Source organism: Pseudomonas syringae pv. coryli str. NCPPB 4273 (assembly GCF_000972175.1).
Classification (GTDB): domain Bacteria; phylum Pseudomonadota; class Gammaproteobacteria; order Pseudomonadales; family Pseudomonadaceae; genus Aquipseudomonas; species Aquipseudomonas syringae.
The window spans coordinates 348,854-369,698 of record NZ_AWQP01000004.1 but is presented as its reverse complement, the minus strand read 5'-3'; the positions used below and the strand labels follow the sequence as shown (position 1 = coordinate 369,698).

The following is a 20,845-nucleotide window of genomic DNA, read 5'->3' as shown; positions in this document are numbered from 1 at the left end:
AAAGGGCGAATCTGTAGGGGGAAACAGGGTCTACTGGCGGGCCTGCGGTTTAACGTAAAACCGCCGCAGATTCCCGAACCCTAGCTACAGGAGGTGCCCCCTTATGCGGGCTGCAAAGATTGCCGGCATGTTGATGTCGTTGACGCTGTCAGGCGCAGCACTGGCTGAGACGCCCGGTTATGGCCAGCAACTGGAAGGTTTCACGTACCCCCATGCGCTGCACAAATTCAGTTTCCAGTCCCAGGGCCAGACGCTGGAAATGGGTTACATGGACGTCGCGCCCAGCGGCAAGGCGAATGGCCGCACCGCAGTGCTGCTGCATGGCAAGAATTTTTGCGCTGCGACCTGGGAAGACACCATCAAGGGACTGAGTGCCGCGGGCTATCGCGTTGTCGCACCTGATCAGATCGGTTTCTGCACCTCGACCAAGCCGGAGCACTATCAGTACAGCTTCCAGCAGTTGTCGATGAATACCCATGCGCTGCTGGAAAAGCTGGGTATCGACAAGGCCTCTGTGATCGGTCACTCCACGGGCGGCATGCTCGCTACGCGTTACGCGTTGATGTACCCGAAACAGACCGAGAAGCTGGTGATGGTCAACCCTATCGGCCTCGAGGACTGGAAAGCACTCGGCGTGCCTTACCGCAGCGTCGACCAGTGGTATGAACGGGAACTGAAGACCACCGCCGAAGGCATTCGCGCCTACGAGCAGAAGACTTACTACGATGGCCGCTGGAAGCCTGAGTATGACAAGTGGGTCGACATGCTGGCCGGTCTGAACAAAGGGCCGGGGCACAAGATCGTGGCCTGGAACTCGGCGTTGATCTACGACATGATTTTCATCCAGCCGGTTTTCTACGAGTTTCCCAGGTTGCAGGTGCCGACGGTACTGATGATTGGCGATGCCGATACCACTGCCATCGGCAGCGATATCGCGCCGCCTGAGGTCAAGGCGAAGATCGGTAATTACAAGGTATTGGGCAAGCAGGTGGCGCAGATGATCCCAGGCGCCAGGCTGGTGGAGTTCAAGGGCAAGGGCCATGCCCCGCAGATGGAAGACCCGCAGGGCTTCAACAAGTCGTTGGTCTCCGAGCTTCAATAAGCTGCAAGAAATGCCACGCAGCAACCTGGTCCGACAGCGACCAGGTTGTCTGCGACCGGCATTGTCGATTAAACGGCAATCTCTACCTGATCACCCTTGAGCCTTACCGGCCAGACGTCGAGCCGCTGTTCCGGGTATTCGATGCAACTGCCGTCGTGCAGACGAAAGTGCTGCTTGTACAGCGGCGAAGCGATGACCAGCTCGCCCGCGATCTGCCCGATCAGACCACGACCGATCACGTTGGCCCCCGATTTGGGGTCGCGGTTGTCGATAGCAAAAAGCTGCTCGCCCTGCGCGGTTTCGGGCAGGTAGAACAGCGCGACCTGCGCGCCGTCCAGCCACGCCACGACGCCTGAATTGGCGACCAGATCCGCGCGTCCGCACAGGGTTTGCCAGTGAGGCTGCGCTGCCGTGGGCGCGTTTTCGCCAGCGAGTATCGTCTGAGACACGTTCATCACACCACCTCCTGGAACAACGGGATAAGGGCCAGCTCTTCGGGTTTTGCCGGACGACGCTGGGCGCGTTCCTTGACGAACTGCACGTCGGGGTCAGCACGCCCGTCGTTGACGAAGGTGCGGAAGCGCTTGAGTTTTTCCGGGTCCTTGAGGGCGTTGGCCCATTCGCATTCGTAGCGGTCGACCACCAGTTGCATTTGCGACTCCAGCTCTGCGGCCAGGCCCAGGCTGTCGTCGATGATGACCGCCTTGAGATACTCGAGGCCGCCTTCCAGCGTTTCACGCCAGACCGAAGTACGCTGCAGCTTGTCGGCGGTGCGGATGTAGAGCATCAGAAAGCGGTCGATGTAACGAATCAGGGTTTCATCATCCAGGTCGGTGGCGAACAACTCGGCGTGACGCGGACGCATACCGCCGTTGCCGCACAGGTAAAGGTTCCAGCCGTTCTCGGTGGCAATCACGCCGACGTCCTTGCTCTGTGCTTCGGCGCATTCGCGGGTGCAGCCGGACACGGCGAACTTGAGTTTGTGCGGCGAGCGCAGGCCCTTGTAACGGTCTTCGATGCGTAGCGCCATGGCGACGCTGTCCTGTACGCCGTAACGACACCAGGTGCTGCCGACGCAGGATTTAACCGTGCGGGTCGACTTGCCGTAAGCATGGCCGGTCTCGAAGCCTGCCTCGATCAGCTCGCTCCAGATATCCGGCAACTCGTGCAGTTGCGCGCCGAACAGGTCGATGCGCTGGCCGCCGGTGATCTTGGTGTACAAGTCGTATTTTTTCGCCACCGCGCCAATCGCAATCAGGCCGTCCGGGGTAATTTCACCACCCGGAATACGTGGCACCACTGAGTAGGTGCCGTTTTTCTGCATGTTGGCCATGAAGGTGTCGTTGGTGTCCTGCAGTGGCACCAGCGAAGGCTCGGTGATAGGGCGGTTCCAGCACGATGCCAGGATCGAGCCGACTGCGGGCTTGCAGATGTCACAGCCATGCGCGCCTTTGCCATGGCGAGTCAGCAGCTCGTCAAAGGTCTCGATGCCTTCGACGCGCACCATCGAGTACAACTCCTGGCGGGTATAAGCGAAGTGTTCGCACAGGCTTTTGTCGACCGACACGCCGCGAGCCATCAGTTCATGCTCGAAAACCTGTTTGAGCAGTGCGGTGCAACCGCCGCAGCCGGTGGCCGCCTTGGTGCAGGACTTGATTGCGGCCAGATCGGTGCAGCCATTGTCGATGGCCGAGCAGACGGCGCCTTTGCTGACGTTATGGCAGGAGCAGATGGTCGCTGTGGCGGGCAGGGCATCGGCGCCCAGCGTCGGAGCGCCTTCGCCACGCGGCAGAATCAGGCTCGATGGGTCGGCCGGCAGCGGGATGCCGTTCTGCGCGTACTGCAGCAGCGTGTCGTAATAGCTGTTATCGCCGACCAGCACCGCGCCGAGTACCTGCTTGCCATCGGCCGACACCACCAGGCGACGGTAGCTGGCGGTGGCTTCGTCAATGAAGCGATAACTGACGGCCCCGGCCAGCGCACCGTGCGCATCACCGATGGAGCCGACATCCACGCCCAGCAGTTTGAGCTTGGTGGACATGTCGGCGCCGAAGAACGCGTCAGTATCCTGTTCGCACAACTGCGCTGCCACGCCACGGGCCATTTGATAACCGGGCGCAACCAGACCGAACACACTGCCGTTCCAGGCTGCGCATTCGCCGATGGCATAGATATCGGCGTCGCTGGTGCGGCAATGCTCGTCGATTGCGATGCCACCGCGTGGGCCGAGCGCCAGTTCACACTGACGGGCCAGGGCGTCTTGCGGACGAATACCTGCGGAGAACACGATCAGGTCGGTTTCGAGAAACTCGTCATTGGCAAAGTTCATGCGATAGCGGTACTGCTTGCCGTCGCTGATCGACTGCGTGGCGCGGGACAAATGCACGCCGACGCCCAGCGCTTCGATACGCGCTTTCAACGCAGCGCCACCGAGCTCATCCAGTTGCACCGGCATGAGACGCGGCGCGAACTCGACGACATGGGCTTCCAGCCCCAGCGATTTAAGCGCATTGGCCGCTTCCAGCCCCAGCAGACCGCCGCCGACCACGACGCCACGGCGGGCTTTAGTCGCGGCATAGCGAATGCTGTCCAGGTCCTCGAGTGTGCGATAGACCAGCCGGGAATTGCCCCGGGCGCCTTCGATAGGCGGTACGAACGGGTAGGAGCCTGTGGCCAGGATCAGTTTGTCGTAATTGAAGCAGCCTTCGGCAGTGATGATTTCGTGACGATCACGGTCAATTTCCAGCACCGGTACGCCGAGGTGCAGCGTCAGGCCGGGTTGTTCATAGACAGACATCTCACTCATGGCCAGCGATTCGGCGTCGCGGCCCGTGAAGTATTCGGACAGGTGCACGCGGTCGTAGGCGCGCTGTGTTTCCTCGCCAAAGACGTGGATGCGATAGCGTTCGAGTGCGCCGCCTGCGATCAACTGCTCGACGCAATGATGCCCGACCATGCCATTACCGACGACGATCAGGGTTTTTACATCGTTGAGGGGGAAGACTGTGGTGTTCATAGCGAGTCCCGGCCGAGGCCAATCAGGTTTTTCAAAGCAAAAAAAAGCGCCCGGAACCGTTCGGTTCCAGGCGCCTTTGCCTGTTGTCTTATTGGGTATTCGGGGGTGTCATCGAGCCACGTTGCCGGAAGCACCCGAGTAGCCCTCTGGTCTTTGCGAGACTGGCGATCCACGTCGATCAACCGGGGCGGCCCGACCACATTCATGGTGGGGTTGTTGAGGATTATGCAGAGGTTGTGCCAGCTTGCGCCGGCAGCGCTTCAAGCCCGAATGGGCAACGCCTGCAAAGCTGCGCAGCATTTACAGCGGCGTCTGGCGCATGATTTTTCCTGCCTTGCATTGGTGCGCATCAAGGGGGCTGCGCTGTAAAGCTGTGCGCTGTACGCTGAGCGTTCCGGGTGGGAATGCCTGTCGTGACGCTCCGCGTCACAATTCTGCGCCGCGCCGCCTGCTCTATAGTTAAGCCGTGCGTCCAGAAGCCCAAGTCTGGCGTAACATTTGTATCACCCTGCAATTCGCCCAATAAGTCCGTGCTCATGAACATCACTATCACCGAAGTACACCCCTCCGAAATTCCGCACACCGTCGATTTCGTCATGCGTGCGCGCGCCGGGATCTTCCCCTTGCTCGACACCGTCACCGTTCCGCCCGATCTGGCCGGTTTCGAGCAGGTGTATCTGAACGGTGAGGACGGCAAGTTTCTGATCGCCCGCAGTGAAGGGCAGATCATCGCGGCTGTGGGCTACCTGCCATACGATCATCGTTTCCCGCAGTTCGATTACCGCGGGCGCAAAACCGTCGAGATCGTACGTCTGTTCGTCACGCCGGAGTTTCGTGGCGACGGGCTGGCCAGCCGCTTGTGTCAGGCGCTCTGGGCCCATGCCGAGGCAGGTGGCATAGAGGTTTTGTACCCGCATACCCATCCGTTTCTGCCCGGCGCGATCCGTTTCTGGGAGAAGCAGGGCTTTGCTGTAACCGATGTGGAGAGCGATCCGGTGTGGAACACCACTCATATGGAGCGCGTTATTTAAGAGGCCTTTATCAGAAGACAGAAAGGGGCTGGCAGGGCGCCAACCCCTTGTACCGATCAGTGCGGAGAACGCTGACGCGCAGTCTTGAGCAGGTCTTCCGGCGTGATGTGGCCGACCACCGATTTGGCCGCCGCGCTGCCGGGGAGCGGCAAGTCGAGAATGTGACCTTTCATCTTGCCGATCACGTGCATTTCGCAAGGCTTGCAATCGAACTTGAGGGTCAGCACTTCATCACCGTGCACCAGTTGCATCGGCTCGACCTTGGTGCGCACGCCTGTCACACCTTTGGCCTGTTTCGGGCACAGGTTGAACGAGAAGCGCAGGCAATGCTTGGTGATCATCACCGGCACTTCGCCGGTCTCTTCGTGGGCCTCGTAGGCCGCGTCGATCAGCTGTACGCCGTGGCGATGATAGAAGTCGCGAGCCTTCTGGTTGTAGACGTTGGCCAGAAAAGACAAGTGCGACTCCGGGTACACCGGTGGCGGGGTGGTCTCGGCCTTGCGTCCGCCGCGCGGATGAGCCTTGATGCGGGCTTCGGTCAACGCCTCGATGGCGTCGCGACGCAGGGTCTTGAGCTGCGAGTTGGGCACGAAGAACGCCTGTGGCGCGTCAAGCCTGACGTCCTGAGCATGATAGATCGTGGTGCCCAGTTGGGTGAGCAGGTCACGCAGCTGATCCAGCGCCTGCTCGGGCTTGTTGGCCGTTCCGAATGGCCCATCAAGACCGACCGTGACGCTCACGCCTTCTTCGCTGGTGGCTTTCAGGCTCAAGTGATCTTCGCGCAGCGTGACCTGCCACTGAACGCCGATACGACGCTCGGCCGAGGTCTTGAGCAGTGCTTGTTGCCAGTTGTGGTCCAGGTTGCGGTTCAGCGGATGATTGGGGCGTAGGCTGGAAAGGGCCGCTGGCATCTCGTTGGGCTCCACGCGATAGCGCCAGCGTTTCTGGCCGTCTTCTTCGAACTCGCCCTTGAGCTCGGCGATGTTGGCACGGAAGCCCACCACTTCACGCTTGATCTGCACATTGAGGCCATCGCCGTTGGACAGCGGCTCATGGGTCACAGCGATCAGATCGCGCTTGCCGAGCTTTTCAACGGTGCCCACCGCCAGACCAGTGAAGGTCGGCGTGTCGAACGCGCCGATGTCGATCTTGCGGTCGCTGACGAAATAATCGGTGCTGCCGCGATGAAAGGTCTTTTCCGGGTCCGGCACGAAAAAGTGCGCGGTACGGCCGCTGGAAGCACGTGCCAGGTCCGTGCGGTCTTCGAGAATCTCGTCCAGACGCTGGCGATAATAGGCCGTGATGTTTTTTACGTAGCCCGCATCCTTGTAGCGCCCTTCGATCTTGAACGAGCGCACGCCGGCGTCCACCAGAGCACGCAGGTTGGCGCTCTGGTTGTTGTCTTTCATCGACAACAGATGCTTTTCGAAGGCCACAACGCGACCCTGATCGTCCTTGAGGGTGTACGGCAGGCGGCAGGCTTGCGAGCAGTCACCACGGTTGGCGCTGCGGCCGTTTTGCGCGTGGGAAATATTGCACTGCCCGGAGAACGCCACACACAGCGCGCCGTGGATGAAGAATTCGATGGCCGCGTCGGTCTCGTCGGCGATTGCGCGGATTTCCTGCAGATTCAGTTCGCGGGCCAGCACCAGTTGCGAGAAACCGGCCTGATCGAGAAACTTGGCCCGGCTCAGGGTGCGAATATCGGTTTGCGTACTGGCGTGCAGTTCGATGGGCGGAATGTCCATTTCCATCACCCCGAGGTCCTGCACGATCAACGCGTCCACGCCGGCGTCGTAGAGCTGGTGAATCAGCTTGCGCGCAGGCTCCAGTTCGTCGTCATGGAGGATGGTGTTGATGGTGGTGAAGATCCGCGCGTGATAGCGGTGCGCGAATTTGACCAGCTCGGCAATGTCACTGACCTCGTTGCAGGCGTTGTGCCGCGCACCGAAGCTCGGCCCGCCGATATAGACCGCATCGGCACCATGCAGGATGGCTTCACGGGCGATGGTCACATCCCGTGCAGGGCTGAGCAATTCCAGGTGGTGCTTGGGTAACGACATGGCAACGGGATCCGGCTGCGGGCAAAGCGCGCATTGTAGTGCCACAGACCGCGCGGTGCACCTGTTGCAGATTGCAGCAGGTGCCGGACTGACCATCGGCGCGGTTTCAGCGCGAGCGCAGGCGCAGAATCTTCGCCCCGTCACTGGGGTCGGTCAGCCAGTGCGCCACGACGCCGAAGGTGCTCAGCAGACGTTCCGGGGTCAGCACCTCGAGCGGCGCACCCAGCGCGACCAGCCGACCCTTTTCCATGACCGCCACACGGTCGCAGTCCAGTGCCTGATTCAGATCGTGCAGGGCAATCACGGTGGTCACCGGCAACGCCCTGACCAGACCGAGGATGGTCAGTTGGTGCTGGATGTCCAGATGATTGGTCGGTTCGTCCAGCAGAAGGATCTGCGGCCGTTGCGCCAGCGCCCGGGCGATGTGAACGCGCTGCCGCTCGCCACCGGACAAGGTGTGCCAGGCGCGTTTTTGCAGGTGCAGCATGTCCACATCCTGCAGCGCCTGGCGAACGATCGCATCGTCCTCGGCACTCCACGGCTCGAGTGCCGACAGCCAGGGCGTGCGGCCCAGTTCGACAGCATCCAGCACGGTCACGGCGTCGCTGGTTTCAGCCTGTTGCTCGACCACCGCCAGCAGGCGCGCCACGTCCCTGCGGCTCAAGGCCTCAAGTGCTTGCCCGCCCAGGCTGACCGAGCCGCTGACCGGCTTCTGAATGCCGGCCAGTAGCTTGAGCAGGGTGGATTTACCCGAGCCGTTGGGACCGACCACGGCCAGGGTTTCACCTGCGGCAATGCTCAGGTCGACATCGCGCAGCAGCGCCGCGCCACGAACCGAATAACCCAGACCGGAACAACCGAGCACCGGTGCACTGAGCGGATGAGGTGAGGCATTCATCGCGTGCTGTTGCCCCGGATAAGAATCAAAGCGAAGACCGGTGCGCCGATCAGTGCGGTAATCACCCCGATCGGCAGCGCCTGCCCCTTGATCAGTGTGCGCGAAAGGATATCGGCAGCGATCAGGAACAGTGCGCCGCTCAAGGCGCTCAGCGGCACCAGCCGTGCGTGCCGGACACCGACCAGCATGCGCACCGCGTGCGGGATCACCAGCCCGACAAAACCGATGGAGCCGACAATCGAGACCATCACTGCGGTGACCAGCGCGGCGGTAGCGATCAAGATGATCTGCACGCGCCGTACCGCGATCCCCAGTGATGCCGCCGAGTCGCTGCCGAAGGTGAACGCGTCCAGCGCTCGCCGGTGCCAGAGGCACACCAGCAGACCGACCAGCACCGTCGGCACAGCCAGCCACACAGAGTGCCAGCGTACGCCGCTGAGGTTACCCAGCAGCCAGAACATGATGCCGCGTGCCTGCTCGGAGCTTGCCGATTTGGTGATCAGAAACGAGGTCAGGGCATTGAATAGTTGCGAACCGGCGATCCCGGCCAGAATGATTTGCCCGGCTGCCGTGGTGCCGCGTGAAGAGTGCGCCAGCAGGGCGACCAGCGAAAATGCTGCCACGGCGCCGACAAAAGCGCCCGCCGACATCGAGATCGCACCTGCACCGAAGCCCAGAATGGCGACCAGTACTGCACCGGTCGAGGCCCCTGCGGAAATCCCCAGCAGATACGGGTCTGCCAGCGGGTTGCGCAATAGCGACTGCAACACCACGCCACAGATCGCCAGCCCGGCCCCGCAGGCCGCTGCGACAATGGCGCGGGTCAGCCGGTAGTTCCAGACGATGCCTTCGTCGATAGGGTCGAGCACATAGCCGGCGGCCCAGAGTTTGTTGGCCAGCACCTGAAAAACCACCTGCAGGCTGATCGAGGTTTCGCCGATCGCGGCCCCGATCATGATCGCCAGCACCAGCACCGCCGAAACCCAGAGCACATGAACCAACGCTATCGGCAATCTCATTTGGCAGCGTTGAAACGGTTGGCGGCGTCAGCCAGTTCCTCGAACCCGGTGAACAGACGCAGGCCGGCCTGCATGCCCTCGGCGTCGATGATCACGATCCGGTCATGCTTGACCGCGTCCATGTTGCGGGTCACCGGATCGGTCTTGAGGAATTCGATTTTTTTCAGGTAATCGTCGGCCGGGAAACGGCGGCGATCCATGCGCGCAATGACCAGAATGCTCGGGTTGGCCTTGGCGATGGTTTCCCAGCCCACGGTTGGCCACTCTTCGTCGGACTGGACGATATTGCGCATGCCCAGGCTGTTGAGCATGAAGTCCGGAATGCCTTTGCGGCCTGCCACGAAAGGGTCGCTGGCAAGGTCTGAGCTGGAGAACCAGAACAGCGCCGAGACGTCGTTGGCCTTGTTCTGCCTGACGTTGGCAATCGCTGCGCTCAGGCGGGCCTTGAGGTCGGTGACCAGCGCGTCGCCGCGATCCTGCACATCGAAAATCTGCGCCAGTTGCCCGATGCTCTTGTAGATGGTCTCGATGCGGAATGGCTCCATGCGTGTGCCATCGGCGCCGACCAGATTGTCCTTGCCTTCGCAGTCGGACGGCAGGATGTAGGTGGGTATCTTCAGGTCATGGAACTGCTCGCGGGTGCCGACCACGCCCTGTTTGCCGACCATCCACTCCAGCTGCACGGCCACCAGTTCCGGTCGCTTGCCGATCACTGCTTCGAAACTGGGCTCGTTGTCGGCCAGGCGTTCGACCTTGTCGTTCTGCGCCTTGAAGCGTGGCAATACGTTGTTGAACCACAGCGAAGTGCCGACCAGTCTGTCACCCAGACCCAGCTCGTAAAGCATTTCGGTGCCGGCCTGGCCAATGGTTACAGCCTTGGTTGGCGCATGCGTGAAGGTCAGGGTCGCGCTACAGTTTTCAAGGGTCAGCGGGTACTGAGTAGGGGCGGCGAGGGCCAGGGTGGACAGCGTCAGGCTGGCAGCGAGTGCGGCGAGGCGGGGCAGCGACATGAAATGCGGTCTCCTTTGGAGCAGGTGCCAGGGCGCAATGCACATCAGGAAACACATCCCCGGAAGATAACCGGGCACGGCAGGAAACGCCGACGCGTGCGGATGTCCTTCCCGGACACCCCGCCGGTTAGTGGGTTGAATCGGGTCGGCAGGTCTCCTGACTGACACGTCATCGCCAGGCTCCGGCCTTCCCGGATCACGATCCAGTGGCAGTCATGGAGCAGGCTCGGTGCCTACAGTTGCGGGGGCAGTTTCGTTTTTCGCCTGGTGGAAAAAGGCGCGCGAATTCCCTGTTAGTTCCTCTCGGAAACCGACGCGCGGCATGGTAAACGATAAGCGTTTTAGTGGCTAATCCTTTGCAGCGCCGCTGCAGCAGACGGTCGGCCAGTTCAAAATCGTCCTGATGAGCACGGAACTTTCGGCAATAACGCTTAAATTATCTTCATGTTCACGCCCGTAAAACCGCAAACCCCCATTCCAGAGCGCTCGCGTGAAAAACATGGCGCTGGGCCACAACACGTTTTTCACATCTTCTTCACTGCATCGGGACGATGCTGAACCTATCTTGCCTGCATGGGAGCAGCGAAGACCTCGGGCACTCCCTGGGTCAACGCCACACATAGGTTCATGGCAGGAGTGGTCCCTTGACCAACACGATAATCAACAAGAATGTACTTCCCCGTTCGGGCATCAGTCAGCGCTACAAATTGCATCGGCACATCGTATCGATGTCCGTTGCCGTCGTGCTGATGGCTATCTGCGCGTGGTTCTACTCGGCGTTCTCCGGCGTGCATGTAGTGGACCTGGGGGTCGGTAGAAACCTGAGCGTATCCGGCCTTCGCGAGCACTGGCGACAAGGCAATGTGGTGGTGATGATTCGCCACGCCGAACGCTGTGACCGCTCGAGCAACCCGTGCATGAGCGACGCCGACGGCATTACCTCCAGCGGCCGCGATACCGCGCTGGCGGTGGGTGCCGGGTTGCAGAAGATGGGGATGGACCACGCACGCATGATCGCCAGCCCCAAGACTCGCACGCAACAGACTGCGCAACTGCTGGCAGGACACGCGGTGGTCGCTGAGGACTGGATCAACGACTGTGACAGCGGCTTCATGAAGGCTGTGCAGGCCCACAAGGTCAGCGGCGAGAACATGGTACTGGTCACTCACAGTGGCTGCATCGACCAGTTCGAACGCAAGGCCGGCGTACCTGGCGGCGAGCGCTCCAGTGAGTACGCCCAGGCGTTTTTCGTACAAATAGACGGCAGCCACCCGCCGAAAATTCTCGGCTCCCTGAATGCCGGGCAATGGGCAAACCTCAACAGCGAGCAATTCAATTGACGACATCTTCCAGCGCCAGGCTGCGGTTTTATGGCATAAACCTGGGTGTACCGGTGTTTTTCGCTCTACTGGTCTTCGTTACTTTCGACCTGACTACGATCGACCGGCAACTGACTGACCTGTTTTTTGATTCAACGGCCGGGGTGTTTCCCATCGGCCAGAGCCATCTGTTTGAGAACATCACGCACAGATGGGCGCGGATTCTTCCGAACTGGACCGGGGAACTGGCGATCATCGGTGCGATGCTGTCCTTTGTCTGGCCGTTGCTGGAAAAATATGATGATTCGCGCCTCGCGAGGCGGCTGACGGGCTCTCGGTTGGGCACCTTTTTGCGTTTTGCGCGCAGGCACCGGCTGGACTTCTTTTTCGTCATCGTCGCCTTTGCGCTGAGCACCGGCATGATCCATTACCTGAAAAGCCATACCAGCGTTTACTGCCCCGTCGAGACCACCTTGTACGGTGGCAGCCAGGCGCACATCGAGTGGTTCAGGAACTTCAACCTGCTCCACGAGGCCGGCGCCGGGCGATGCTGGCCGGGCGGTCATGCGTCAAGCGCGTTCAGTCTGCTGGCCCTGTATTTCGTGGCTCGTCGCTATTGCTGGCGGCACTCGAATATCCTGCTGGCGGCCATTCTTCTGCTCGGGATGATCTACGGCACCACGCGGGTGCTGCAAGGCTGGCACTTTATGTCGCACACCTTCTGGGCGGGTATCGTGGTGTGGCTGAGCACGCTGCTGGTTGCTCTCTGCTTCTATGGCCGATCGAGGTTGCAACAGCCGATTAGCCGGGCAGTGGCCGTCAACAAACCTGATGCATTCGGCACTCGGCCTGCAGACGCATTGGCAGCAGATGCCCGGTCGGCCGGGTAGAAAAATAACAAGGCGCGGCAATGAACATTCTGGTTATTGAAGACCATCGTGATATCCACGACAACCTGCTGGAGTTCTTCGAGCTCAGGGGGCATGCAGTAGAAGGGGCGCTGGACGGCCTGAGCGGGTTGCATCTGGCCGCCTCGAAACGCTACGATGCGATCATCCTCGACATCATGCTGCCCGGCATCGACGGCAATCAGATCTGCCACAGCCTGCGCCAGTATTCGAAGTCGGAAGTCGCGATTGTGATGCTCAGCGCGCGCGATGAACTGGATGACCGGCTCACCGGTTTCAAGGTGGGGGCCGACGACTACATCACCAAGCCGTTTGCAATGTCCGAAGTGCTCGCCAGGGTAGAAGCGATCGTCAGCCGACGGCAGCGCCAGGACAACCGGACGATGGTGGTTGCGGACCTGCAGTTCGATCTGGACACCCTGGAGGTCACCCGCAAAGGCGTGCCTTTGAAGCTCAACCCGACCAACATGAAGCTATTGGAACTGCTGATGCGCAAAAGCCCGCATATCGTCAAGCGAGCCGAGCTGGAAGAGGCGCTTTGGGGCCGTGATGCCCCGAACAGCAGCAGCTTGCGCAGCAACATCCACGTCCTAAGACGGGTACTCGATGGCGGTCACGATACGCCGTTGCTGCACACCGCCCATGGCCTGGGTTACAAACTGTGCGTGCAGCGCTGAGGCGCGTTCAGTCGAAATTGAACAGGCGCTGTATCAGGGTCGGCGTGCTGCCAGTCCAGCGTTTGAACGAGCGGCGGAAATTGGCCGGATCGTTGAAGTTCAGGTAGTCCGCCACAGCTTCATTGCTCATCCCCTTGATCTGATACAGGTACAACGCGACGTGCTTGCGGGCCAGATCGTGCTGCGCCTGAAAGTGCGTGCCGTGCTTGTGCAACTTGCGCTTCAGCGTGGCCGGACTCATGGCGAAAGCGTGAGCGACCTGTTCCAGGCTGGTGGCCTGTCGCACATGTTCACGCAGGTGCTGGTGCAAGCGGTCCAGCAGACTGAACGACATGCCCAGCGCTGCTAGTTGCCCGTCGGCTTCCTGTTGCGCGACCTGCACGGCGATGGGGGAGGCGCCAGGCCAGGCATGGGTGAGGTAATGCCTGGGCAGGCGCATCATGTCCAGCGGGCGGCCAAATGCCGTGTTTTCGCCCAGATGAACCCAGTACTGCTCGATGTAGCGTGGCTCTTCGTGACAGAAACTGCATTCCCATGGCAAACGCTCGCCGCTCAGCGACTGACTCATCGCCACCAGTGCGGTCATGCCGGCTTCGAGCAGGAAGCGCTGCTGCTCGCCTGCACCACAACTGTCCAGCCAGTAGAGATAGGCGAACTGTTCGTCCAGCTCCAGACGCGGTATCAGCAGCGGGCTAAGCAGCGCCTGTTGGCGGATCAGTATCTCCAGCGCCTGATGCAGGTTTTGCGCATGCCGCAGCGCGTGACTGGCCGCGCCGTAGTGGCCGGGAAACAGCCGCTGGCCGAACAGGAAACTGGTGTCGTCGGCTTCCATCTGACGTTGCGCGTTACCGATCAGGACGAAGAACTGCTGCGGACTCAGGCGCGTTTTGCCCGCAACGATGTCCTCGTAGAACAGCCCGGTGCCTTTGAGCAGACGATGGCTGTCAATGCCGCGCGACAAAGCCAGATCAATCAGCGTCGCCGGCTGGTAGTGGCCGGGGATGAAGCGGCTGTCGATTTCATACCAGTCACTTTTAAGCGTCATGGCAGGCGCTCAGGCAGTGCAGGTCAGAGGGCGTCGGGCGCGGGCCAGCGACAGATTGAGGCGGCGCAGCAGGTTGTCCGGCGTTTCATTGAGAGCCATGACGACCGCCACGCTGGCCGACAGGTGAATGCGTTCGCCCTGTTGCCGGGTCTTGTGCGCCAGACTGGCGACCGCCTGCTGCAACTCCAGCGCCAGCAGCTTTGCCTGGCTTTCTCCGGTGTTGGGCAATAACACCACAAAGCGGTCGCCAGCCAGACGGCAGAGCAGGTCCTGGCGGCGCAGATTGAGTACCAGCAAGTGGCTGAGCGCCGACAGCACCTCGTCGCCTTCGGCATGCCCGAAGGCATTGTTGATCGCGCTGAAACCATCCACGTCCAGCGCCAGCAGCGACAGCGGCTGTTGTTGGCAGACACTCTGTTCCAGGCTGACCACCAGTTGGCGTTTCAGGTAGTCGGCGCTGCCCAGCGGGGTGAGTTTGTCGTACAGCCGGTGTTCCCGGAAGCCGCGCTCGCGTTTTTCCATTTGTGCGCTGATCGCCAGTTGTTCGCGATGCCAGTGGTAGATGCCCAGGGTCAGCAGGATCAGGCCGACCGGCATCGGGCCGGATTCCAGCCAATGATCCCATTCGATCGCGGCGGGCAGGCGGATGAACTCATCGAGCGCGTCGATCCACCACGAGAAGAACACGCAGCTCAGGCCGATCGACAGGTAATTGGTCACCCGGCCGGCCGGTCTGCTCTTGAACACCAGAAACAGCCAGACCAGCGATAGCAGGGCAGAGCCACCTTCACCGACGATGTCCAGCCATTGCCATTCGCTGACATGTTTGAGCGTGCCGAATGCCAGAAACGCCAGCAGGCCGAGATTGGAGGCGACCATCAGCACGGCGAGTTTCCAGCGATGAGGTTGGATGATCCTGAACATGAACAGACGGCTCCCGAGGTGCTGATTATCGGCCAGCAGAACAGATGCACATGACACTTAGGTGACGGGTAACGCGGACCGCGAAAGGTCGAATCAGCTCACGTGTGTTGCAGGTTTTTGCTTCGCATCTGACGTGTACGCCACCCCGGATCAGCGCGAGGACTCAGCCGTCACTTACGTCGCACTCTGCGTCGTCAGTGCCATCGCGTTCGAAAAATACTGCCTTGGCAGCGGTTGCGGTTAACGCATGAGGTTGTGTCGCATCAGAGTCACCTACATGTCGGCGTTTGATTCTGGCCAGCGGCCGTGGGAGCTTGCTCGCGATCTGTCGGGAACCGACAGTGGAATCGGCGCATACGATGTGCCAGACACACCGAGCCTCAGTAAGACCTACAGCTCCAGCCCCGCCGGAAAGTCAAATCAGCTCATTTACTTGCCCCATTCCCGTCAAACCCCCTGTTTTCAGCCCCTGAGCCCGTTACCTGTCACAGAACCGTCACTGCACGACTCTAGCTTGCGCCTCCAGTTGCCGGGCCATTTGCCTGGTCTGTCGGGTTTATGGGGGAGGACTTACATGCACAGGCGTCGCAGCAGGGCCCAACTGGTCGGTTTCACACTCAGCGCGCTGGCGTTTGCAATCGGCAGCGAACGTTTGCAGGCCGCCGAAGCCGATACCACCGAGCACGTGCAAGTGGTCGGGCAGGCGGCGAGCATCGACAACGCGCTCAAGGAACAACGCAGCTCCGACAGCATCAAGAGCGTGGTGCATGCCGACGGTGTTGCGCAGTTACCGGACCAGAACGTCGCCGAAGCGGTGCAGCGCCTGCCGGGCGTCAGCGTCGAGCGCGATCAGGGTGAGGGGCGCTTTGTCACCGTTCGTGGCCTGGCCCCCGACCTGAACAGCGTGACCATCAACGGCACCATGGTGCCCGCCCCGGAAAGTGATCGACGTGCCGTGGCACTGGATGTTCTGCCCGCCGAACTGGTGCAGTCCCTGTCAGTGATCAAGACCCTGACCCCGGACATGGACGCCAATTCACTGGGCGGCACCATCGATGTCGAGAGCCTCTCGGCCTTCGACCACAAGGGTCTGTTCTACACCGGCAGCAGCGAGGCCAGCTACGACAAGAACACCCTTCAGACCAGCCCCAAGTTTTCCGGCGCGGCAAGCAATCGTTTCAGCCTCGGCGACGGCATCGACAACTTCGGCGTGGCGGCAGCGCTGAGCTGGCAGAAGCGTGACTTCGGCTCCGACAACGTCGAAACCGGCGGTGACTGGGATGGCGCACGGCTGCAATCCTTCGAACAGCGCGACTACGACATCAGTCGCGAGCGCGCCGGTGGCGGGCTGAACTTCGATTACCGGCCCGATGACGTCAGCAAGTATTACCTGCGCACCCTGTACAGCCGCTTCAAGGACGACGAGGTCCGCACCACCAACGGTTTCGAGTTTGCCGATGCGCAGAGCGCAGGGCAGACAGGCGATGCCGAGGGCACGCGCAAGCTCAAGGCGCGTACGGAAACCCAGGAAATCCAGTCCTACGTGTTCGGTGGCGAGCGCATGGTCGGCCTGTGGACCCTCAGCGGACAGGCCGGTTACAGCGAATCCAGCGAGGACAGCCCTGGCCATATCGCAGGCGCCACGTTCGTCGGCAACGATGATTTTGCCGACAGCGGTTTCTATGACCGCGACAAGCCGCGGCCTATTGTCGGCTCCGCGTTCTACGACAACTCGAACTTCACCCTGGACAAGGTCGACTGGGAAAAGCAGTACACCAAGGACACCGAGAAGAACCTGCGTCTGGACCTGGCCCGCGATTACGATTTCAAGGGCTATGCCTCGCAGTTCAAGTTTGGCGGCAAGGTCAGCCGCCGCGAAAAGAGCAACGACCTGGAAGTCTGGAAATACGAGGATTTCGATGACCTGGGTTTCAGCGACCAGCAACTCAACCTGACGCAGTTCCAGAAAGGCAACATCGACTACCGACTGGGTAACTTTGGCAGCGGCATCAGCCCCGGTGCAATCAAGGGGCTGATCGGTGGCCTGAACGCTGCCGATGCCTACGACGAGGCGGAAAGCCGGGCCAATGACTTCAAGATCAACGAAGACATCAACGCCGGTTACTTCATGAATACCCTGGATGTCGACAAGTGGCGCTTCATCGCCGGCCTGCGCTATGAAGGCACGGAAATGGACGCCAAGGGCACCGGTGTGCGTGATGGCGCGTTTGAGTCCAGTACCACCAACCGTCGCTATCACCACTGGCTGCCGGGCCTGCATGCCCGTTATCAGATCGACAAGAGTACCCAACTGCGCGCCGCGTGGACCAAAACCGTGGTACGTCCCACCTTCGGGCAACTGGCACCGGGTTTTGTGATCGACGATGACGAAGCGTCTTTCGGCAACCCGAATCTCAAGCCGCTGGAGTCGAGCAATCTGGACCTGGGCATCGAACACTTCATGGGCCGCGCCGGCACGGTGTCGGCGTTCGTGTTCTACAAGGACATCCAGAATTTCGTCTACAACACCGACCTGGCAGGCACCGGGCAGTGGGCGAACTTCTCCGAAGCCAACACCTTTGCCAATGGCGACAAGGCCAAGCTGTATGGCCTGGAGCTGGCCTACTCGCAGAAGCTCGACTGGCTGCCTTCGCCGTGGAACGGTTTGCTGCTGGGCGCCAACGCCACGTTGAGCCGTTCCGACGCCAGCATCAACGGTTTCGACCAGAGCACCGGCACCAATCGCAAACGCGATATCGACCTGCCCAGCCAGTCGAAAACCGTCGGTAACGTCATGCTCGGCTGGGAGAACGACAAGCTCAGCCTGCGTCTGTCCGCCAACTACAAGTCGGCCTACCTCTACGAGCTGGCGGCGATCGGCGACAAGGACCATGACCAGTACGTGGACGCGCAGACCTTCGTTGATTTCAGCGCGCGCTACTCACTGACGAAGAACCTCAAGGTCAGCTTCGAGGCGCAGAACCTCACCGATCAGCCGTACTTCGTCTACAGCGGCCATCGTGCCTACAACGGCCAGTACGAAGAGTACGGCCCGACTTACAAGGTCGGCCTGACCTTCACCCATTTCTGATCGATCTGAAGCGCTCATTCAAAGGATTCAACCGTTCATGATGATTTCGCTATCACCCAAGCCAGTGTGCCTGGCGCTCTTGCTTTGCCTGGCAGCCGGGACTGCGCAGGCCGCGTCGCCGATGGACCTGAACCTGACGCGCTGGGCTGAAAACGCCTCGTTCAAGGCTCAGTCTGTCGCCTTCTTGCCGGACAGTGACGGCAGTCGGCGTCTGGCCGCGAGCGTCAAGGCCGGCCTGTTGCTGCTGGATGAACAGGGCCGCGAACTGGCAAAAATGCCGGGTTCATTTCAAGGGCTCGACAGTCGCTCAACGGGCGACAACGTCCTGGTCGCGACGCTGGACAACACACGTCAACAGGCACTGCTGACCCAGCTCGATCCGACGAACATGCACTGGTCGAAGCCGGTCTACCTGCCGACACGCGACTATTCAGTGGCCGGCCTGTGTCTGTACCGCGATGATGCCAGCAACCTGTTTGTGTTCCTGGTGGGCGAAGAGGGCAAGGGCGAGCAATGGCTGATTGGTGCGAACAACCGGCTCAACGGCGAGCCGCGCCTGGTGCGCAATCTGCCGCTGCCTCCCGACGCCGAGTTTTGTCAGGTCGACGATGCCGCGCACAGGTTGTTCGTCAATGAAGCGAACATCGGCTGGTGGGCCTACCCGGCGCATCCCGAGGCCGATGTCGCCCGGCAGCCGGTGGCATTGCGCGAGCCGTTTGGCGAGCTGAAACAGGCCGCCGGGGCGATGGCCGTGGTGCCTGGCGGTCTGCTGGCGCTGGATCCGAAGGGCAAGTCGTTGCATCTCTATCAGCAGCAGGATGATGAACAGCAGGCAGCCTGGACGCCGGTGGCCGATCTGTCATTGATGAACCTGAAGAAGCCCGAAGGTTTCTCGGTGCATCAGGACCAGGGCGGTTTGCAGGTGCTGGTCAACGACAAAGACGGCGAGCGTCTGTATCAGGGGGCGCTGAACTGGGCGCCTAAACCGGTCGCGGTTGCTGCGCCGCTGCCGAGTGTCATGCCGGCCAGCCAGAGCCAGTCGGTCGGGCGTCAGGGTGACGCTGCCGACGACCCGGCGATCTGGGTCAACCCGAAAAATCCGGCGCTCAGCCGGGTGCTGGGCACCAACAAAAAGCAGGGTCTGCTGGCCTACGACCTGAGCGGCAAGCAGTTACAGGAGCTGCCGGTCGGGCGTTTGAACAATGTCGATGTGCGCCCCGGTTTCATGCTGGGTAGCAAGAACGTCGATCTGGCGGTGGCGAGTAATCGCGATCGCAACAGCCTGAGTCTGTTCAGCATCGATCGGGCCAGCGGCACGCTTCATGAGGCGGGGGAAATTGCCACGCCATTGGCGGAAATCTACGGCGTCTGCCTGTTCAAGCCAGCCAGTGGCGAGCTGTATGCCTTCGCCAATGGCAAGGACGGCAGCTTTCTCCAGTACCGGCTCAGTGCACCGGACGGCAAAGCCAAAGGCGAGCTGGTGCGCCGCTTCAAGGTCGACACCCAACCGGAAGGCTGCGTGGCCGATGACCAGCGTCAGCGCCTGTTTCTCGGTGAAGAAGACGTTGGCGTCTGGGAAGTCGATGCGCGGGCGGATCAGCCTGCGACGCTGTCCAGTGTGATCAAGGTGGGTGAAGTGGTGCACGCCGACGTCGAGGGGCTGGCGCTGTACCAGAGTGATGGCCATGACTATCTGCTGATTTCCAGCCAGGGCAACGACAGCTATGTGGTGGTGGATGCCGAGCCGCCTTATGCACTGCGCGGCGCCTTTCGGGTCGGCCTGAACGCGAAGGCGGGGATCGACGGCACCTCGGAAACCGACGGCATCGAAGTGACTGCCATGAACCTCGGCGGCCCCTGGAGCAAAGGCATGCTGGTGGTTCAGGACGGACGCAAGCGCATGCCCGAGCAGGCGCAGAACTTCAAGTTTGTGCCGTGGGCCGAGGTCATGAAGACCTTGAAGCTGCCGTAAGTCGTTTGTCATCAAGCGGTGCTAATCATTCGTTCCATTACAGAGGACTACCCCGATGCACGCCACTCTCGAACACATGACCATCTGGGGCCTGATCAGTGATGCCAGCCTGCTGGTCAAGGCCGTGATGCTGATTTTGCTGCTCGCCTCGCTGGTCAGCTGGTTCCTGATCATCCAGCGCAGCCTTGCGCTGCGTCATTACGAACGCTCACTGGATGCCTTCCAGCAACGCTTTCGCAGTGCCGCCGACCTGGCGCCGCTGCAGGCCCAGGCATCCGCTGCGCAGCGCGATGCGGGCGGGATCGAGGACGTGTTTCAGGCGGGGTACGCCGAATACATGCAGCTCAAGCAGCGGCCGGGCATCGAGCCTGATGTGGTGCTCTCCGGCGTCGAGCGCTCGCTGCAGGTCGCCATCAGCGAGCAAGAGCTGCAATTGGAAAAAGGCCTGCAGTTTCTCGCCACGGTAGGCTCGGTCAGTCCGTATATCGGCCTGTTCGGCACCGTCTGGGGGATCATGAACTCGTTCATCGGCCTGTCGCAGGTGCAGCAGGCTACGCTGTCGACGGTGGCGCCGGGTATTGCCGAAGCGCTGATCGCCACCGCCATCGGCCTGTTCGCGGCCATTCCGGCGGTGATCGCCTACAACCGCTTTGCCGCCCGTGGCCAGACCCTCACGGCGCGTTACTACAGCTTCGGCAACGAACTGCAGGTGCGCCTGAACCGCACCCTGCAAGGCCTGACACGCAACATGGCCGCTGCGGCCTGAGGAC

General features: G+C 61.1%; 16 protein-coding genes and 1 riboswitch. Of the genes, 8 read left to right on the top strand and 8 right to left on the bottom strand.

The genetic code is table 11. From position 1 onward, the window contains the following. The first annotated feature begins 103 nt into the window (after positions 1-103). Positions 104-1,102, top strand: a complete 999-nt coding sequence (locus P406_RS03505) for an alpha/beta fold hydrolase (protein WP_046235351.1) — start codon at positions 104-106, stop codon at positions 1,100-1,102. Positions 1,103-1,170: 68 nt separating this feature from the next. Here the strand turns inward: P406_RS03505 and nirD are convergent, their stop codons facing one another. Together nirD and nirB are read right to left on the bottom strand one after the other, a co-directional pair. Next, positions 1,171-1,557, bottom strand: coding sequence for a nitrite reductase small subunit NirD (gene nirD, locus P406_RS03500; protein WP_003411481.1), 387 nt, complete (start codon positions 1,555-1,557; stop codon positions 1,171-1,173). Continuing rightward, positions 1,557-4,118, bottom strand: coding sequence for a nitrite reductase large subunit NirB (gene nirB / locus P406_RS03495; RefSeq protein ID WP_046235350.1), 2,562 nt, complete (start codon positions 4,116-4,118; stop codon positions 1,557-1,559). Before nirB ends, nirD begins: the two co-directional genes overlap by 1 nt. A gap of 536 nt (positions 4,119-4,654) precedes the next feature. Here nirB and P406_RS03485 point away from each other — a divergent pair. Continuing rightward, entirely contained in the window at positions 4,655-5,149 is a 495-nt protein-coding gene (locus P406_RS03485) for a GNAT family N-acetyltransferase (protein ID WP_046235348.1), read from the top strand. Positions 5,150-5,205: 56 nt separating this feature from the next. Here the strand turns inward: P406_RS03485 and P406_RS03480 are convergent, their stop codons facing one another. The 4 genes from P406_RS03480 to P406_RS03465 all read right to left on the bottom strand — a co-directional run bounded on the left by P406_RS03480 (position 5,206) and on the right by P406_RS03465 (position 10,139). Then, positions 5,206-7,212: a peptidase U32 family protein gene (locus P406_RS03480; protein WP_046235347.1), complete on the bottom strand. Its 2,007-nt coding sequence runs from the start codon at positions 7,210-7,212 to the stop codon at positions 5,206-5,208. 106 nt (positions 7,213-7,318) lie between these two features. Next, positions 7,319-8,110 carry an ABC transporter ATP-binding protein gene (locus P406_RS03475; protein WP_046235346.1) on the bottom strand — a complete coding sequence of 264 codons (792 nt, stop codon included), beginning with the start codon at positions 8,108-8,110 and terminating at the stop codon, positions 7,319-7,321. After that, positions 8,107-9,129, bottom strand: a complete 1,023-nt coding sequence (locus P406_RS03470; RefSeq protein ID WP_004417354.1) for a FecCD family ABC transporter permease — start codon at positions 9,127-9,129, stop codon at positions 8,107-8,109. Before P406_RS03470 ends, P406_RS03475 begins: the two co-directional genes overlap by 4 nt. Beyond that, positions 9,126-10,139 (bottom strand): ABC transporter substrate-binding protein, encoded by a 1,014-nt coding sequence (locus P406_RS03465; protein ID WP_046235345.1) that lies wholly within the window; start codon positions 10,137-10,139, stop codon positions 9,126-9,128. The genes P406_RS03470 and P406_RS03465 overlap by 4 nt, the downstream gene beginning before the upstream one ends. A 130-nt stretch (positions 10,140-10,269) precedes the next feature. Next, positions 10,270-10,469, bottom strand: a riboswitch (cobalamin riboswitch). A gap of 314 nt (positions 10,470-10,783) precedes the next feature. Between P406_RS03465 and pmrG the strand changes: the two genes are divergently transcribed. The 3 genes from pmrG to P406_RS03450 are packed head-to-tail and all read left to right on the top strand — an operon-like array spanning position 10,784 to position 13,043. Further along, positions 10,784-11,479 carry a lipopolysaccharide core heptose(II)-phosphate phosphatase PmrG gene (pmrG, locus tag P406_RS03460; RefSeq protein ID WP_003411470.1) on the top strand — a complete coding sequence of 232 codons (696 nt, stop codon included), beginning with the start codon at positions 10,784-10,786 and terminating at the stop codon, positions 11,477-11,479. After that, the gene (locus P406_RS03455; RefSeq protein WP_046235344.1) at positions 11,446-12,348 is read left to right on the top strand and encodes a phosphatase PAP2 family protein; all 903 of its coding nucleotides are present in this window, start codon (positions 11,446-11,448) and stop codon (positions 12,346-12,348) included. Before pmrG ends, P406_RS03455 begins: the two co-directional genes overlap by 34 nt. Positions 12,349-12,368: 20 nt before the next feature. After that, positions 12,369-13,043 carry a response regulator transcription factor gene (locus tag P406_RS03450; protein ID WP_046235343.1) on the top strand — a complete coding sequence of 225 codons (675 nt, stop codon included), beginning with the start codon at positions 12,369-12,371 and terminating at the stop codon, positions 13,041-13,043. A gap of 7 nt (positions 13,044-13,050) precedes the next feature. Here P406_RS03450 and P406_RS03445 read toward each other — a convergent pair whose 3' ends face one another. After that, positions 13,051-14,088 carry an AraC family transcriptional regulator gene (locus tag P406_RS03445; RefSeq protein ID WP_046235342.1) on the bottom strand — a complete coding sequence of 346 codons (1,038 nt, stop codon included), beginning with the start codon at positions 14,086-14,088 and terminating at the stop codon, positions 13,051-13,053. 9 nt (positions 14,089-14,097) lie between these two features. After that, positions 14,098-15,012 carry a GGDEF domain-containing protein gene (locus tag P406_RS03440; protein WP_003411459.1) on the bottom strand — a complete coding sequence of 305 codons (915 nt, stop codon included), beginning with the start codon at positions 15,010-15,012 and terminating at the stop codon, positions 14,098-14,100. Between the two features lie 574 nt (positions 15,013-15,586). Between P406_RS03440 and P406_RS03435 the strand changes: the two genes are divergently transcribed. The 3 genes from P406_RS03435 to tolQ are packed head-to-tail and all read left to right on the top strand — an operon-like array spanning position 15,587 to position 20,841. Next, a complete protein-coding gene (locus P406_RS03435) occupies positions 15,587-18,103 on the top strand; it encodes a TonB-dependent receptor (protein WP_046235341.1) in 2,517 nt (838 codons plus the stop codon). A 37-nt stretch (positions 18,104-18,140) separates the two neighbouring features. Continuing rightward, positions 18,141-20,075: a phytase gene (locus P406_RS03430; RefSeq protein WP_046235340.1), complete on the top strand. Its 1,935-nt coding sequence runs from the start codon at positions 18,141-18,143 to the stop codon at positions 20,073-20,075. A gap of 55 nt (positions 20,076-20,130) precedes the next feature. Then, complete coding sequence (gene tolQ / locus P406_RS03425) at positions 20,131-20,841, top strand: protein TolQ (protein ID WP_046235339.1); 711 nt, start codon at positions 20,131-20,133, stop codon at positions 20,839-20,841. The last annotated feature ends 4 nt before the right edge of the window (positions 20,842-20,845 follow it).

Bases quoted from the DNA above. Each gene is read 5' to 3' on its own strand.
- P406_RS03505 (WP_046235351.1), top strand. From the start codon at position 104: ATGCGGGCTGCAAAGATTGCCGGCATGTTGATGTCGTTGACGCTGTCA.
- nirD (WP_003411481.1), bottom strand. From the start codon at position 1,557: ATGAACGTGTCTCAGACGATACTCGCTGGCGAAAACGCGCCCACGGCA.
- nirB (WP_046235350.1), bottom strand. From the start codon at position 4,118: ATGAACACCACAGTCTTCCCCCTCAACGATGTAAAAACCCTGATCGTC.
- P406_RS03485 (WP_046235348.1), top strand. From the start codon at position 4,655: ATGAACATCACTATCACCGAAGTACACCCCTCCGAAATTCCGCACACC.
- P406_RS03480 (WP_046235347.1), bottom strand. From the start codon at position 7,212: ATGTCGTTACCCAAGCACCACCTGGAATTGCTCAGCCCTGCACGGGAT.
- P406_RS03475 (WP_046235346.1), bottom strand. From the start codon at position 8,110: ATGAATGCCTCACCTCATCCGCTCAGTGCACCGGTGCTCGGTTGTTCC.
- P406_RS03470 (WP_004417354.1), bottom strand. From the start codon at position 9,129: ATGAGATTGCCGATAGCGTTGGTTCATGTGCTCTGGGTTTCGGCGGTG.
- P406_RS03465 (WP_046235345.1), bottom strand. From the start codon at position 10,139: ATGTCGCTGCCCCGCCTCGCCGCACTCGCTGCCAGCCTGACGCTGTCC.
- P406_RS03455 (WP_046235344.1), top strand. From the start codon at position 11,446: ATGGGCAAACCTCAACAGCGAGCAATTCAATTGACGACATCTTCCAGC.
- P406_RS03450 (WP_046235343.1), top strand. From the start codon at position 12,369: ATGAACATTCTGGTTATTGAAGACCATCGTGATATCCACGACAACCTG.
- P406_RS03445 (WP_046235342.1), bottom strand. From the start codon at position 14,088: ATGACGCTTAAAAGTGACTGGTATGAAATCGACAGCCGCTTCATCCCC.
- P406_RS03440 (WP_003411459.1), bottom strand. From the start codon at position 15,012: ATGTTCAGGATCATCCAACCTCATCGCTGGAAACTCGCCGTGCTGATG.
- P406_RS03435 (WP_046235341.1), top strand. From the start codon at position 15,587: ATGCACAGGCGTCGCAGCAGGGCCCAACTGGTCGGTTTCACACTCAGC.
- P406_RS03430 (WP_046235340.1), top strand. From the start codon at position 18,141: ATGATGATTTCGCTATCACCCAAGCCAGTGTGCCTGGCGCTCTTGCTT.
- tolQ (WP_046235339.1), top strand. From the start codon at position 20,131: ATGCACGCCACTCTCGAACACATGACCATCTGGGGCCTGATCAGTGAT.